Origin of the sequence: Kribbella sp. CCNWLW201 (genome assembly GCF_037203805.1) — a bacterium.
Classification (GTDB): domain Bacteria; phylum Actinomycetota; class Actinomycetes; order Propionibacteriales; family Kribbellaceae; genus Kribbella.
The window spans coordinates 258,804-272,656 of sequence record NZ_JBBCBQ010000003.1 but is presented as its reverse complement, the minus strand read 5'-3'; the positions used below and the strand labels follow the sequence as shown (position 1 = coordinate 272,656).

The 13,853-nt window shown below is 66.2% G+C and carries 14 protein-coding genes; 8 read left to right on the top strand and 6 right to left on the bottom strand.

Annotation, left to right across the window (positions count from 1 at the left end):
- The first annotated feature begins 20 nt into the window (after positions 1–20).
- From V9K99_RS16675 to V9K99_RS16660, 4 genes are read left to right on the top strand one after another with little or no spacing between them, the layout of a single operon-like run.
- Positions 21–1,286 (top strand): aminotransferase family protein, encoded by a 1,266-nt coding sequence (locus V9K99_RS16675; RefSeq protein ID WP_337000075.1) that lies wholly within the window; start codon positions 21–23, stop codon positions 1,284–1,286.
- A gap of 16 nt (positions 1,287–1,302) precedes the next feature.
- Positions 1,303–2,790: an NAD-dependent succinate-semialdehyde dehydrogenase gene (locus V9K99_RS16670; RefSeq protein WP_337000076.1), complete on the top strand. Its 1,488-nt coding sequence runs from the start codon at positions 1,303–1,305 to the stop codon at positions 2,788–2,790.
- Between the two features lie 26 nt (positions 2,791–2,816).
- Positions 2,817–3,920: an alanine dehydrogenase gene (gene ald / locus V9K99_RS16665; protein WP_337000077.1), complete on the top strand. Its 1,104-nt coding sequence runs from the start codon at positions 2,817–2,819 to the stop codon at positions 3,918–3,920.
- On the top strand, positions 3,917–4,969 hold the full coding sequence (locus V9K99_RS16660; RefSeq protein WP_337000078.1) for a tartrate dehydrogenase: 1,053 nt from the start codon (positions 3,917–3,919) through the stop codon (positions 4,967–4,969). The genes ald and V9K99_RS16660 overlap by 4 nt, the downstream gene beginning before the upstream one ends.
- Positions 4,970–5,259: 290 nt before the next feature.
- On the opposite strand, the gene V9K99_RS16655 is transcribed toward V9K99_RS16660, so the two are convergent.
- The gene (locus tag V9K99_RS16655) at positions 5,260–6,165 is read right to left on the bottom strand and encodes an aminoglycoside phosphotransferase family protein (protein ID WP_337000079.1); all 906 of its coding nucleotides are present in this window, start codon (positions 6,163–6,165) and stop codon (positions 5,260–5,262) included.
- On the opposite strand from V9K99_RS16655, the gene V9K99_RS16650 reads away from it, so the two are divergent.
- On the top strand, positions 6,131–6,652 hold the full coding sequence (locus V9K99_RS16650) for a DUF2461 family protein (protein ID WP_337000080.1): 522 nt from the start codon (positions 6,131–6,133) through the stop codon (positions 6,650–6,652). The two genes, V9K99_RS16655 and V9K99_RS16650, sit on opposite strands and share 35 nt — an antisense overlap.
- A gap of 198 nt (positions 6,653–6,850) precedes the next feature.
- Entirely contained in the window at positions 6,851–7,330 is a 480-nt protein-coding gene (locus tag V9K99_RS16645) for a hypothetical protein (protein ID WP_337000081.1), read from the top strand.
- A 334-nt stretch (positions 7,331–7,664) separates the two neighbouring features.
- Here V9K99_RS16645 and V9K99_RS16640 read toward each other — a convergent pair whose 3' ends face one another.
- Positions 7,665–8,603 (bottom strand): DUF1905 domain-containing protein, encoded by a 939-nt coding sequence (locus V9K99_RS16640; RefSeq protein WP_337000082.1) that lies wholly within the window; start codon positions 8,601–8,603, stop codon positions 7,665–7,667.
- Positions 8,604–8,643: 40 nt separating this feature from the next.
- Entirely contained in the window at positions 8,644–9,249 is a 606-nt protein-coding gene (locus V9K99_RS16635; protein WP_337000083.1) for a M15 family metallopeptidase, read from the bottom strand.
- An 87-nt stretch (positions 9,250–9,336) separates the two neighbouring features.
- Here V9K99_RS16635 and V9K99_RS16630 point away from each other — a divergent pair, with 87 nt between their 5' ends.
- Together V9K99_RS16630 and V9K99_RS16625 are read left to right on the top strand one after the other, a co-directional pair.
- Positions 9,337–10,026 carry a response regulator transcription factor gene (locus tag V9K99_RS16630; protein ID WP_337000084.1) on the top strand — a complete coding sequence of 230 codons (690 nt, stop codon included), beginning with the start codon at positions 9,337–9,339 and terminating at the stop codon, positions 10,024–10,026.
- Positions 10,019–11,101 carry a sensor histidine kinase gene (locus tag V9K99_RS16625; protein WP_337000085.1) on the top strand — a complete coding sequence of 361 codons (1,083 nt, stop codon included), beginning with the start codon at positions 10,019–10,021 and terminating at the stop codon, positions 11,099–11,101. Before V9K99_RS16630 ends, V9K99_RS16625 begins: the two co-directional genes overlap by 8 nt.
- On the opposite strand, the gene vanX is transcribed toward V9K99_RS16625, so the two are convergent.
- From vanX to vanH, 3 genes are read right to left on the bottom strand one after another with little or no spacing between them, the layout of a single operon-like run.
- Entirely contained in the window at positions 11,094–11,702 is a 609-nt protein-coding gene (gene vanX, locus V9K99_RS16620) for a D-Ala-D-Ala dipeptidase VanX (RefSeq protein WP_337000086.1), read from the bottom strand. The genes V9K99_RS16625 and vanX overlap by 8 nt on opposite strands.
- Entirely contained in the window at positions 11,699–12,730 is a 1,032-nt protein-coding gene (vanA-Sc, locus tag V9K99_RS16615; protein ID WP_337000087.1) for a D-alanine--(R)-lactate ligase VanA-Sc, read from the bottom strand. Before vanA-Sc ends, vanX begins: the two co-directional genes overlap by 4 nt.
- Entirely contained in the window at positions 12,727–13,761 is a 1,035-nt protein-coding gene (vanH, locus tag V9K99_RS16610; RefSeq protein WP_337000088.1) for a D-lactate dehydrogenase VanH, read from the bottom strand. The genes vanA-Sc and vanH overlap by 4 nt, the downstream gene beginning before the upstream one ends.
- Positions 13,762–13,853: the final 92 nt, after the last annotated feature.

Genomic DNA, 13,853 nt, shown 5'->3' with positions numbered 1-13,853 from the left:
CAACATGGGATGGAGAGACCATGACGAGCGCGACGCCACTGGCCGGAGCTTCGCTCTGGCACGCACAGGCTCATATGCCGACCGCTCTGGAGAAGAGGGTCACGATCGTCGGAGGGCGCGGTGCCACGGTGATCACGGCGGACGGCGCAGAGCTGCTCGATGCGCCGGCCGGTCTGTGGCACGCGAACGTCGGCCACGGCCGGGAAGCTATCGCCAGGGTGGCCTACGAGCAGATGCTGAAACTCGAGACGTACCACGTGTTCGGTCGCTTCGTGAACGACGTCGCACTCACCCTCGCCGACCGGGTCACCGCGCTGGGGCCGATCCCGGACGCCAAGGTGTTCTGGACCAGCGGCGGCTCCGACTCGGTCGATCTCGCCTGCAAGCTCGCCCGCCGTCACTGGCAGCTGGAGGGGCGACCGGAAAAGCGGATCATCCTGAGCCGGCACAACGCGTACCACGGCCTGCACGGCTTCGGCACCAGCATCGCCGGCCTCGAGTACAACCGAGAGGGCTATGGCTCCGACTCACTGATCCCCGAGACTGCCCGGATCCCGGCCAACGACCTGGCCGGGGCCGAGGCGGTGATCGCCGAACTCGGTCCCGAGCGGATCGCGGCGGTCGTCGCCGAGCCGGTGATCGGAACCGGCGGCGTCATCGCACCGGCACCCGGCTACCTCGAAGGTCTGCAGCGCCTCGCCCGGCAGCACGACATTCTCTTCATCGCCGACGAGGTGATCACCGGCTTCGGCCGGACCGGCACGATGTTCGCCTGTGAGCGGTTCGGTCTCGAGCCGGACATGGTGCTGATGGCGAAGGGCATCACCTCCGGCTACGCACCACTGGGCGGCGTTCTGATCGGTCCGCGTGTCTGGGCGCGGTTCTTCAGCTCCGATGACGCTCCGATTCTTCGGCACGGCATCACGTACTCCGGCCACGCGACCGCCTGCGCTGTCGCGCACGCCAACATCGACATCCTCGAGCAGGAGCACCTGCTCGAGCGATCGGCCGAGCTCGAAGGCGTGCTTCACAACGCGATCCAGCCACTTGCTGACCATCCGCTCGTCGCGGAGGTGCGGAGTGGCACAGGTTTCCTCGCCGGCGTGCAACTGCGGGCCGACGTATCCGGTGAAGCCGTTGTGGACGCCTGCCTCGACGCCGGACTGCTGACCCGCGTGATCCACAACAACACCCTGCACATCTGCCCACCGTTCGTGGTCACCGACGACGAGGTCTCCTTCATCGCCAAGACCATCCGCGTCGCGCTCGACCAGTTCACCGCCTGACCCAAGGAAGACATCGATGACAATTCTCGATATTCACGACATCCCGGCCCAGCGACGTGCCGACGTACTCGAGCAAGTCCCTACCGGACTCCTGATCGGCTCCTGGCGACCCGCCGAGCACGGCGAGACCTTCCCGGTCCAGGACCCTGCCACCGGAGCGGAGCTCTTGCAGATCGCCGACGGCACGACAGCCGACGCGCTGGCCGCGCTCGACGCGGCCGTCGACGCAGGCCCGGCCTGGGCAGCCACCTCTCCCCGGGAACGCAGTGAGGTACTACGCCGTGCCTACGAAGCACTGATGGCGCGGACAGAAGACCTCGCGCTGCTCATCACGCTCGAGATGGGCCGGCCGTTGGACGAGTCCCGCACCGAGGTTGCCTACGCGGCCGACTTCGTCCGCTGGTACGCCGAGGAGGCCGTCCGCCTCGACGGACGGCACACCGCCAGCCCGGACGGCGGTTCACGCATCATCACGTCACCGCAGCCTGTCGGCCCGTGCCTGCTGATCACCCCGTGGAACTTCCCACTCGCCATGGGGACCCGCAAGATCGCTCCGGCGCTGGCGGCCGGGTGCACCGTCGTACTCAAACCCGCCGCCCTGACACCGCTGACCAGCCTGCTGATGGCACAGATCCTGCTGGACGCCGGCGTACCGGAAGGCGTGCTGAACGTCATCACGACCACCAACCCGGGTGCGGTCAGCGCTCCACTGATGGCCGACGCGCGGCTGCGCAAGGTGTCGTTCACGGGATCGACCGCCGTCGGCCAGCGGCTCGTCGAGCAGAGCGCGAGCCAGCTCGTGCGCACCTCGATGGAACTCGGCGGCAATGCGCCGCTGGTCATCTTCGACGACGCCGACCTCGAGCGCGCGGTCAAGGGGGCGCTCGTCGCGAAGCTGCGCAACGGCGGGCAGTCGTGCGTGGCCGCCAACCGCATCCTCGTGCAGGAAGGGATCGCGGACGAGTTCGTGGCGCGTTTCCAGCGGGCGATGGCCGCTGTCGAGGTCGGCCCGGGCACCCAGCCGGGTGTCGCGCTCGGTCCGCTCATCGACGATCGTGCGGTCAGCAAATGCTCAGAGCTGGTCACGGACGCCGTGGTCCGCGGTGCGCAGCTGGTCACCGGCGGCGACCCGCTGACGATGCCCGGCCACTTCTACCCGCCGACCGTCGTGGACCACGTCCCGGCCGGTGCCCGGATCCTCGACGAGGAGATCTTCGGCCCGGTCGCGCCGATCGTGCGGTTCGGGACCGAGGCAGAGGCGATCGCACTCGCGAACGCCACGCCGTACGGCCTGGCCGCCTACGTGTTCACGGAGAACCTCGACCGCGCGCTGCGGGTCTCCGACGCGCTCGAGACCGGCATGGTCGGCATCAACCAGGGGATCGTCTCGAACGTCGCCGCGCCGTTCGGCGGAGTGAAGCACTCCGGTCTGGGCCGGGAGGGCGGCCACGAGGGCATCGAGGAGTACCTCGAGACGAAGTACCTCGCCGTCAACAAGTCCTGACCCGCCACACCACAGTCGGAGCAATCATGCGAGTAAGTGTTGTCAAGGAGATCAAGCCGGCCGAGCGGCGAGTCGGTCTGACACCGGCCGGGACGGCCGCCCTGGTGGCGGACGGTCATGAGGTCGTGGTGGAGAAGGGCGCCGGTCTCGGCGCGGGTTTCGCCGACGAGGACTACATCCGGGCCGGAGCCCGCATTGTGTCCACCGACCGCGCGTGGGGCGCGGCCGAACTCCTCGTCAAGGTGAAGGAGCCGATCGCGCGGGAGTACGAGTACCTGCGTCCCGACCTGACTCTCTTCACCTACCTGCACCTCGCGGCCGATCGTGAGTTGACGGCGGCGTTGATGGCGGCGAAGACCACCGCGATCGCGTACGAGACGGTGCGTGACGCCGATGGCCAGCTTCCTCTGCTGGCGCCGATGAGCGAGGTCGCCGGTCGGCTGGCAGCACAGGCGGCGGCCAACCAGTTGCAACATCCGAGTGGCGGTCCGGGCATCCTCATGGGCGGGGTGCCTGGCGTGCCGCCGGCTCGCGTCGTCATCGTCGGCGGGGGAGTGGTCGGCACCCAGGCGGCCCTGGTGGCAGTGGGGATGCAGGCCGAGGTGACCATCCTGGATGCGTCTCCTCGCCGCATCCGCCAGCTCGGTGAGCTGTTCGACGGCCGCGCGCGCATCGTCATGTCGGACCCGCTGGCGCTCGACGAGGAACTCGCCGGAGCCGACGTGGTCATCGGTGCGGTGCTGCTTCCCGGCGCCGCCGCCCCGAAGCTGGTACGGCGGAACCACTTGGCCAAGCTCAAGCATGACGCCGTACTGGTCGACGTCTCGATCGACCAGGGTGGTTGCTTCGAGACGTCCCGGCCGACGACGTACGACGCACCGACGTACCGCGTCGACGGGATCGCCCACTACTGCGTCGCGAACATGCCGGGCGCCGTACCGCGAACCTCCACGCGCGCACTGACGAACGCGACCTTGCCCTATGTCCGCCGGTTGGCCGGTGCCGGCGTGCACGAGGCGCTCGCCGCGGATCCGTTGCTGGCCGAGGGCTTGAACGTCGATGCGGGCGAGATCCGTCATGCGGGGGTTGCCGCCGCATGGCCCGAGCTCGTGCCTGGAGGAGTCCAGTGAGCAGGAACTATTCGGTCGCGGTGATCGCCGGCGACGGCATCGGTCATGAGGTCGTGCCCGCCGCGACGGACGTCGTGGACGCGCTCGGCGCCCGGCACGGATTCTCCGTCGACTGGACCCCGTATCCCTGGGGATCCGACCATTACCGCGCGCACGGCACGATGATGCCTGCCGACGGCCTCGACCAGTTGGCGCGGCACGAAGCGGTGTTCTTCGGTGCCGTCGGCGCACCGGACATCGCGGACCACGTCACCTTGTGGGGGCTGTTGATTCCGATCCGCCGTGGTTTCCAGCAGTACGTCAACCTGCGGCCGGCGCGGCATGTGAAGGGTGTCCGCAGTCCGCTCGCCGATCCCGACGGCACCGACCTGATGATCGTGCGCGAGAACGTGGAGGGCGAGTACTCCGAGGTCGGCGGCCGGTTCGGCCGGGGAACGGACGCCGAGCTGGCCGTCCAGGAGGCGGTGTTCACCAGGAAGGGTACGGCGCGTGTCGCGGCGTACGCGGCGGAGCTGGCCGCGCGGCGTTCCGGGAAGTTGACCTCGGCAACGAAGTCGAACGGGATCATCCACTCGATGCCGTTCTGGGACGAGGTCGTGGCCGAGGCCGTGGCCCAACAGCCCGGCGTGGAACTGCGCAGTGTGCTGATCGACGCGCTTGCCGCCGCGATGGTGTCGCGCCCGCAGCAGTTCGACGTCATCGTCGCTTCAAACCTCTTCGGCGACATCCTGTCCGACCTTGCCGCCGCGTGCGTCGGCTCGATCGGCGTCGCGGCGAGCGCCAACCTCAACCCGGAGCGCACCTACCCGTCGATGTTCGAACCGGTGCACGGCTCGGCCCCGGACATCGCCGGCCGGGGGATCGCCAACCCTGTCGGGCAGATCAGCACCGCGGCGCTGATGCTCGACTTCCTCGGCGAGACCAAGGCAGCCGCGGACATCAACCAGGCGGTCGACGACGTACTGCGTGACGGACCGCGAACCCCGGACCTCGGCGGTCAGCACGGCACCCGCGACGTCGCCGACGCCATTCGCGAGCAACTCCTGTGATCCGGAATCGACGGCGGTCAGGGGATGGTCCTAGCCTGGTCGTGGATGCGCGCCATGGTCACTGCCGACGAGTACACGACACCAGCGCCGCCCGACGTTGCGTGGGAGGCGGACGAGTCCTGCCTCAGGTGCACGGTCGGCTGGCCCGGCGGCAGACCACCGCTGGCGCAGCTGAGGAACGTCGTACTGGGTGTGGGCGGGGCGTCTTCGGGATGGTGGGTGAGGATGAACAGCTCATCACGAGTGGTCCGCGGTGAGTACAGCCTGACGGCAACTCCTGCGAGTCGGTATCACAGCAGTGTGGACGCAGCGCGGCTGTATGCGTCGTGCAGCGGCCTGTCTCCGATGGACAGGTGCCAGGATGCCGCTTGGGTTGCCAGAGCGAACAGCCAGGCCCGGGTCTGCTGTCGTTCGAGCCCGAGCTGGTCGGCCAAGGTGTCAGCTCGTGTGGTTGTGGCGGGGTTGTGCATGTCGTGCTGGAGGAACATCGCGACGTCGAACGACGGGTCGCCGGCCATCGATGCGGGGTCGATGGCCAGCCAGCCTCGTCCCGACAGAAGGACATTGCGCCGGTGGAAGTCGCCGTGGAGCAGGACAGTACGAGCCGGTGATGTGGGCAGTGTGGTGAACAGTTGGGCTGCTTCGCGGAACGGCCCTGGGTCAACAACGTCACCAAACTGTTCGGCACGAGCTTCCATGACTCGCGCGCGCTGACCAACTGCCTCGGTGAGGGTCTCAAGACCCGATGCGGGAAGAGTGACCGCCCACAGTTGCGATAGGACCTCGACGGCGATGTCATCGGCCTCGTCCGGCGACAGATCCGCTGCGTCGATCCCTGGGACGCAGCATTCCATCAAGGTGGCCCGGATCGCCGGGTCGTGGGCGAAAAGCCGCACCGCGCCCTGCCCTGCCCATGCCCGCAGGGCAGTGATGTGATCGTGGTGGACCGGCAGCGGAACGGAAAGCTGGAGCACCGCCAGTTCTCCGTTACTGCGCTTCACCGGCGCAGTCCAGCTCGAATCGCCACCCGGCTCGAACGCGGGCAGCAACGTGAGATCCCACTGAGTCACACAGTCTGCGATCAGGTCCGGCAGTTCCTCCAGCCATGCCGAGCCGGCGGAGTGATACAAGCGGATCCGGTCCGACAGCATCGGCGGGACGATGCTCTCGACGTCGCCCAGCCTGCCATCGTTCACGTCGACGCCTTTCGAAAGTTCTGCCGAATGCGCAGCGGAACGCACACCGTACAAACCAAGATGCGCCCGGCGCCAGCGAATTGGGACTGAGCGATCGCGCGGAGCCCATTGGGTGGGTGCCGACCATCGACACGGCCTGCAGGTTGGCGTGGCGTGGTGGTACGCGCCGTCGGTGCAGATCGAGCGGTACCGCGCCGCGGTGGCGGATCCTGGGTCCGGCCGGCGGCTGGTTGCCATCATCCGGAACCTCGAGCAGAAGGGTTTCGTGATCTCGGGCGACCTGCTGAAGCGGCCGCTGCGTGGGTATCCCGCCAACCATCTGCGCGCAAACCTCCTGCGCCACAGGTCGGTCATCGTGACGCGACCCCCCGGCTGCGAGGAATGGATTCGCACCTCCGCTGCGGCAGATCGGGTACTCGACGCCTTCGCCCAGTTGCGGCCGCTGGCACGCTGGCTCGTCAAGAACGTGTTGCAGCCGCGACTGTGAGGCCAAGCGCCGCACCATGCTGCGTCCTCCCAACCGCCCCGATATCGCCAAGTTCCACGCCCACCGCCTGACCACCCCTAAGATCCGGCGCCAACGAACTGTGGCACCGCTACAAGTAGGTCCTGCATGACATGGGTACTGTGCTTCGGACCACGCCGCCGGGCCTCGGCGAGCGGGTCTACGCGGGAGGAGAGGGTGATGCTGCATCTCGCTGTCTCCGGACATCGCGGCCTGTCGAGCGAGACCGAGGCGTGGGTCGCGGCCGAGCTGCGTCGCGTTGTTGAGTCGAAGGGTACGACAGACCTGGTCGGGATATCGTGCCTGGCGGACGGCGCAGACGCTCTGTTCGCCGCGGCGATCCTGGACCTCGGTGGCCGGCTGATCGCAGTCATCCCAGCAACCGCCTATCGTGACGGCCTCCCAGCGGCGTACCACTCAACGTACGACGCGCTGCTCGGCAGGGCCTCGGAGACAGTGGCCCTCGATCGAGACGTGTCAGACGCCCATGCGCACATGGACGCCAGCCTCCGCATGCTGGAGCGCGCCGACGAACTGATCGCAGTCTGGGACGGCCAACCCGCCCGTGGGTACGGCGGTACAGCAGATGTCGTCCAAGCAGCAACCGCCAAGGGCCTACCTGTGAATATCGTCTGGCCAGAGGGCGTTACGCGCGATTGAATCGCCGCCCTTAGCTCGCTCCTGAGCCCTTCGATGGGCGGGCTGCAGAACGCGTGCCTCTGTCGAAGCGATCGGCTGAACTCTCGTCAGTTACGGGCGGGACCTCGAAGAGTTCGAGGCTGGAGTTGTTCGGCATGGGCACGTTGTTGCTGAAGGGTGGTGGGCGCCGTATTCGGCTGAGCGGCCGCATCTGCGGTCGCCGCTGATGACACGGCCCGACGTCGCGTAGTGATCTGGCTGGTCTGTGCGCGACGAAGACCGCGTTGGTCAGCGTGGCGCGCAGGTCGACGCCGATGTCTGCGGCGGCTGGGGGAGCGTGGCCGGTTGGGGTCGGTCAGAAGTTGATGCGCATGACGGCTCGGCGGTTGCCTGGGTGGCTTACTTCTGTGAAGCCGGCGTGGGTGAACATGGTGAGGGTGCCGACGGAGCCGCCGTCGACGAAGTCTGGGTAGCCCTCCACGGCGCGGGCGCCGCGTTCGCGGGCGAAGTCGGCGGCGGCGCGGGCTAGTGCGCGGCTGATTCCTCGGCGTCGGTAGCCGGCGCGGGTGACGAAGCAGGTCACGGCCCAGACCGTGGTGTCGGTCTTGTCCTCGTTGCGGCCCAGCCAGGGGACCCGGTAGTCGCGGAGGAGCCTCGGGTGGTCCGCCCGCGGCGCGACAGCGCACCAGCCGACGGGCTCGCCGTCGAGGTACGCGACCAGGCCGGTCGTCGCCTGCGCATTTCGGTTTCCGCAGGCGGTCTGGTCGCGGAGCCGGGCGGCCAGCTCTTCGGGACCTTCGGACGCCCAGGACTCTTGGGGCAGCATCCGGAACCGCTGGCACCAGCACCGTGCGGTGGCGCCGGTCGTGCCGAAGACCGCCTGCAGGTCCTCCCACGTCGCCTGGTTGGCCGGAACGATCGTGAGCTGCTCGGCGGTGACCGGCTCCCGCGAGCCCGCCGGGCGGGGAACGGTCACCCGCTTGGCCGGTTGCTTCTGCTGACGGGGCGGCGCATCGAACGTGAGCCGCACGGCCACCGTGTCGCCCGCGTCGAGCCGTGCGGGCTTGCGTACGGCGTCCTTCAGCGGGAGCAGGTAGCCACCGTCCTTCGGCATCAGCGACGTCTTCCACTCGGTAGTGCCGATGCGAGCGCGGATCGGGAGCATTCCCCACCCGTAGCTGGCGGCTGAGGCGGCGGCGCGCAGCGCGACACCTTCCTGCTCCGGCACGGAGACGAAATAGTACGGCGCCGGACCGCGCCACTCGATGACCTCGCCGGTGAACTCTTGCTCCATGCCCAGATGCTACGGCCCGATCCGGACATACCGGTGCCGATTACTGCTGCGTCCTCGGATCGTGCGTGGGATCGGCGTACATCCGAGGACAACCATCGCTGATGGCCTCGGGGCGCAGTTCGTAGTGCCAGGGTTCGTTGCGGTAGATCTGGCACAGCCCGTAGTCGGCGCCGTGCTTGGACAGCCACGCCGTTGCATCGGAGCGACCGATGTCGACGGCGTGCCCCGACACGTGCGGAGACGTCTGGGGCGTGGCCACCCATCGGGCAGCTTCCTTCGCTGAGCCGTACTTCGCGATCGCCTCGTCGAGCAGTCGTTGCTGGTACGCCGGGGAACGCCAACCACTGTTGACGTAGAACTCGATGCCCTCGGCATCCGTCGCCGCCTTGCGCAGGGCATGGAGCAGCTCGGGGTCGAGATTGGCGACGCCGGGGTACCGGTCGTCAAAGACGGTCGCCCCGTCGGGGAGGGCGCCATCAGCCTCGGTAGCCGTGCCACCGAGGGCTTCGCCGGACGAGGGTGCCGATGAAGATACAGCCTGATAGACAAAGGTTCCGATGATCGCAGCGGTGACAACGACCAGACCGACGGCGTAGGGTCTGAGAGGCCTGCGGGACCTTGTTGGTGCTGCTGCCGTTTGAGTCATGCAGTCAGTCAAAGCAGCGCGGTGTTGCCAGCCCGTATGTGGTTTTCGATACGCCGACGATATGTGCCGTCTCGTAGGCTGGAGAGCATGCGTGTGCTGGTCGTCGAGGACGAACCCATCCTGGCAGAGGCGATTCGCGATGGGCTGCGCCTGGAGGCGATCGCGGCCGACCTCGCCGGTGACGGTGACAGCGCGCTGGAACTGCTGAGCATCAACGCCTACGACATCGCCGTCCTCGACCGCGATATCCCGGGCCCGTCCGGCGACGAGATCGCCAAGCGGATCGTTGCCTCCGGCAGCGGTATGCCGATCCTGATGCTCACCGCTGCCGACCGGCTCGACGACAAGGAATCCGGGTTCGAACTCGGCGCCGACGACTACCTGACCAAGCCCTTCGCACTTCGGGAACTCGTGCTCAGGCTCAGAGCACTCGACCGCAGGCGCGCCCACAACAGACCACCCGTGCGAGAGATCGCCGGCCTGCGGCTGGATCCGTTCCGCCGCGAGGTCTACCGCGACGGCCGCTACGTCGCGCTCACCCGGAAGCAGTTCGCCGTACTCGAAGTCCTCGTCGCTGCCGAAGGCGGTGTGGTCAGCGCCGAGGAGCTGCTGGAACGGGCGTGGGACGAGAACGCCGACCCCTTCACCAACGCCGTACGGATCACCGTCTCAGCTCTGCGCAAACGGCTCGGAGAACCCTGGATCATCGCCACCGTGGCCGGAGTCGGCTACCGCATCGACACAGCCACCGGACCTGAGGGGGAGGACCGTGGATAGAGAGCCAGGTCTGAGCGTTCGCCTCAAACTGACCCTCAGCTACGCGGGGTTCATCATGCTTGCGGGTGCGTTGATGCTCGCGGTCGTGTGGGTGTTCCTGCTGCGGTACGTACCCGAGGTGATCCGCATCCCGATGGCCATGCCGGACCGCGCCGACTTGCTGCGCGCCTTCGTCCCGAGGGCAGCCGCGATGATGGTCTTCCTGCTGATGTTCGGCCTGCTGGGCGGATGGATCCTCGCCGGCAGCATGCTCTCGCCGCTGACTCGCATAACCCATGCCACCCGCCTGGCCGCGAACGGATCGCTCTCGCACCGGATCCGGTTGGAAGGCCGCACCGACGAGTTCCGCGAACTCGCGGACGCCTTCGACACCATGCTCGCGCGGCTCGAAGCACACGACGCCGAACAGCAGCGATTCGCAGCCAACGCCTCCCACGAACTGCGTACCCCACTGGCGATCACGCAGACGCTCCTCGAGGTGGCCCGCAACGATCTGACCCGCGACACCGGCGACCTGGTCGAACGACTTCACTTCGTCAACACCCGAGCCATCGACCTCACGGAAGCATTGCTCCTGCTCAGCCGCGCCAACCAGCGATCCTTCACCCGAGAACACGTCGACCTGTCGCTCGTAGCGGAAGAGGCCACTGAAACTCTGCTCCCACTCGCAGAGAAACGCGGCCTGACCATCGAGACCTCCGGCGACGTGGCTCCCACCCTCGGCTCGTATGCGCTCCTGCAGCAAATGGCGACGAACCTTGTGCACAACGCGATCGTCCACAATCTGCCTGGACAGGGCACCGTGTGGGTCAAGACCAGCGTCGACCGCAAGAACGTGGTGCTCACTGTCGAGAACACCGGCGAGAAGCTCACCCCGCAGCAGGTCTCGACACTCACCGAACCGTTCCAGCGCGGCACCCAACGCGTACGGACCGACCACGCAGGTGTCGGCCTCGGCCTGGCGATCGTCAAAAGCATCGCCCAAGCGCACGACGGATCTCTCACCCTCACCCCTCGCCCCGGCGGCGGTCTCCGCGTCACGGTGCAACTACCCGCAGCGCCACTGGCTAGGTGATGGGGAAGTCAAAATAGGTGTCCGGGTAAGGCTCGTCTTTGAGCGTGTAATGCCACCACTCGGCGTCGTACCGATGGAAACCGCAGTCCTCCATGATGGAGCAGAGGTACTGACGGTTCTGCGCCTCGACCGGCGTGATTCCGTGCGCTCCATGGTGTGAGATGGAATCCATCAGATCATGGTCACCACCCATCGGAGCCAGTTCACCGGTGGCCAGGTAGTAGAGCGTCAAGTCAACGGTGCTGCCGCGACTGTGGCCCGACTTGGCGGCCACATATCCTCTTTCGAACAGCTCAGTTCTCTCGATGTTCGGATAGTGCCGTAGCTTCGTCCGGCCGTCCTCCGGTTGCGTTGACCAGCGCCGGAAGCAATCCACGGCGCGTTGCGGGCGATAACCATCCCAGAGAAGCAAGCCCAGTCCGAGGGGCTCGGCCTTCTCCCGTGCTCTCTCCAGGGCCGCGCACAAAGCCCTCGTCCCGACGATCCGATTTGCCAGGTAGCCGTCGACCGGCTTGCCGGTGAAGTTGTCCCAGGTGGCGTACTTGGCATCCCAACGTACGCCGGGCACGAACTCGTCCACGAAGACGAAGCCAGCCTTCATTGGCTCTTTGCTGTCAACGCCAACGACACCACCCGGTCGATCACTTCGGACAGTGGGAACCCGGCGGCCGCCATCATTCTCGGATAACGGCTGTACGACGTCATGCCAGGCAAGGTGTTGACCTCGTTGAGGACTACCTGGCCATCGTCCTTGAGGAACATGTCCACCCGCGACAGCCCTCGGCATCCCAGGGCGCGGTAGATAGCCTTGGCGGTCTCCTGCACGAGTATGCGTGTCTCGGTCGGAATGTCCGCGGGAACGATGGCCGTCGAGTTTTCGGAACCACTTTCGGGCGCACTCTCCTGATGGATTCGGAAGAAGCCATGAGACAGCGCGATCCGATCTACCTCGCCGGCGATCAGGTCCCCGCCGTTCCCAAAAATGGCACAGCCGACCTCGCTGCCGACCACAGCCTCTTCGATCAGCACCTTCGAGTCGTACTGTCGTGCGGTTTCGACCGCTCCCGGCAGTTCTTCTGGCCGAGCTACCTTGCTGACGCCGAAAGATGAGCCCGAACGGGCCGGCTTCACGAAGACGGGATAGGTGAGCTGGTCGGCATCGATGTTCTCGTCCGCCGCGACAGTCCAGAACTTCGGCGTAGCGATTCCCGCGCTGCTGGTCACTGTGTAGGCAAGGGATTTGTCCATACACAGAACAGAACTTTGGACGTCGCAGCCTGCGTAGGGGATGCCGGAGAGCTCCAGCAAGCCCTGCATCGCGCCGTCCTCGCCCTGCGTGCCGTGCAGGACTGGCAACACCACGTCCAGGCTGATCGTCTCGTACTGTCCCTGCTCCAGCACCAGCAATCCGTGGACGCTCCGGTCCGGTGACAGCACAGCCGGACGGCAACTGCCGTTTTCCCAGTCTGCGTCGGGACCGTCGCAGAGCCTCCAAGCACCGCTCTTCGTGATCCCGATGTAGAACGGCTCGTACCTCTCGGTGTCGAGGTTGGCCGCGATCTCTTGCGCAGACTTCACGGAGATGAGGTGCTCTTCGGAACAGCCCCCGAAGATGATTCCGATCTTCATATCCACTGCTGCTTTCTGCTCTCGAATTTCCGACAGTTGACAATAGAGTTCTCGACCGTGTCGCGCAGCGCGCGGTCGGTGTAATAGGCGGTGTGTGGACTGATGATCACATTCGGCATTTCCTGTAGCCCTAACAACTGCTTGCTTTCAAGGGGTTTGTTCCGGCAGTCGGCGTAGAATATTCCTTCTTCTCCTTCGAGGACATCCAGCGCCGCACCGCACAATCTGCCGGTCTCCAAGGCCCGAACAAGAGCTTCGGTGTCAAGAAGCGAGCCACGTCCGGTGTTGATGATGAACGCACCAGGCTTCAACTGCTCGATACGTCGACGATCGAGGAGGTGGTGCGTATCCGCGGTGAGTGGTGTGTGGAGCGTGACAACATCGCTCTGCCGCAGCAATTCATCCAGAGGAACGTAATCGGCGGACGCCTTGGGGTGACTGTCATAGGCCAGCACGTAGCCGCCGAACCCTCGCAGCCTGTCGATGACCGCGGTGCCGATTCGCCCTGTGCCGATGACCCCGACAGTCAGGTCGCGTAGTTCTTTCCCGCGTACGTCGTTCAGTCGGTAGTCATGAACATCTGCGCGCCTGATCATGGATTTTGCGTTCCGCAGCACCATCAGCATCAGCATGAGGGTGTAGTCAGCCACGCTGTCGGGCGAATAGGTGACGTTTTCCACCGAAATGCCCACACTCTCCGCATATTCCACATCGATATGGTTGTAGCCGATGCTTCGGGTGGAGATGTACGTGACGCCGGCTTGGCTCAGCGCAAGGAGAGCGGACGGTGTGACTTGAGCTTTGTGATCGACGCTGATGCATCGGTTTCCACTTGCCAGCTCAGTGTTGGCTTCGGATACCGCCGCCGCGGTGATGGTTGGCGTAACACCGAGGCGAGGCGCCAGCTCTCGGAACAGCTCCGCCTCGTCCGGACCGCATCCGTAAACCGTGATTCCAGTTGTCGGGACGGCCCAGGACGCCAGCCATCCGGTGCGAGGGGCCGCTGTTCCTGCCGGTTCGCTGTAGGACATGCCTCCAGCCAAGGCGGAATGCTGTTGCGAGCACGTATCTGGTTTTCGATATGCCGGCGATATGTTCCCGCCCAGTAGCATATTGCCGGCGT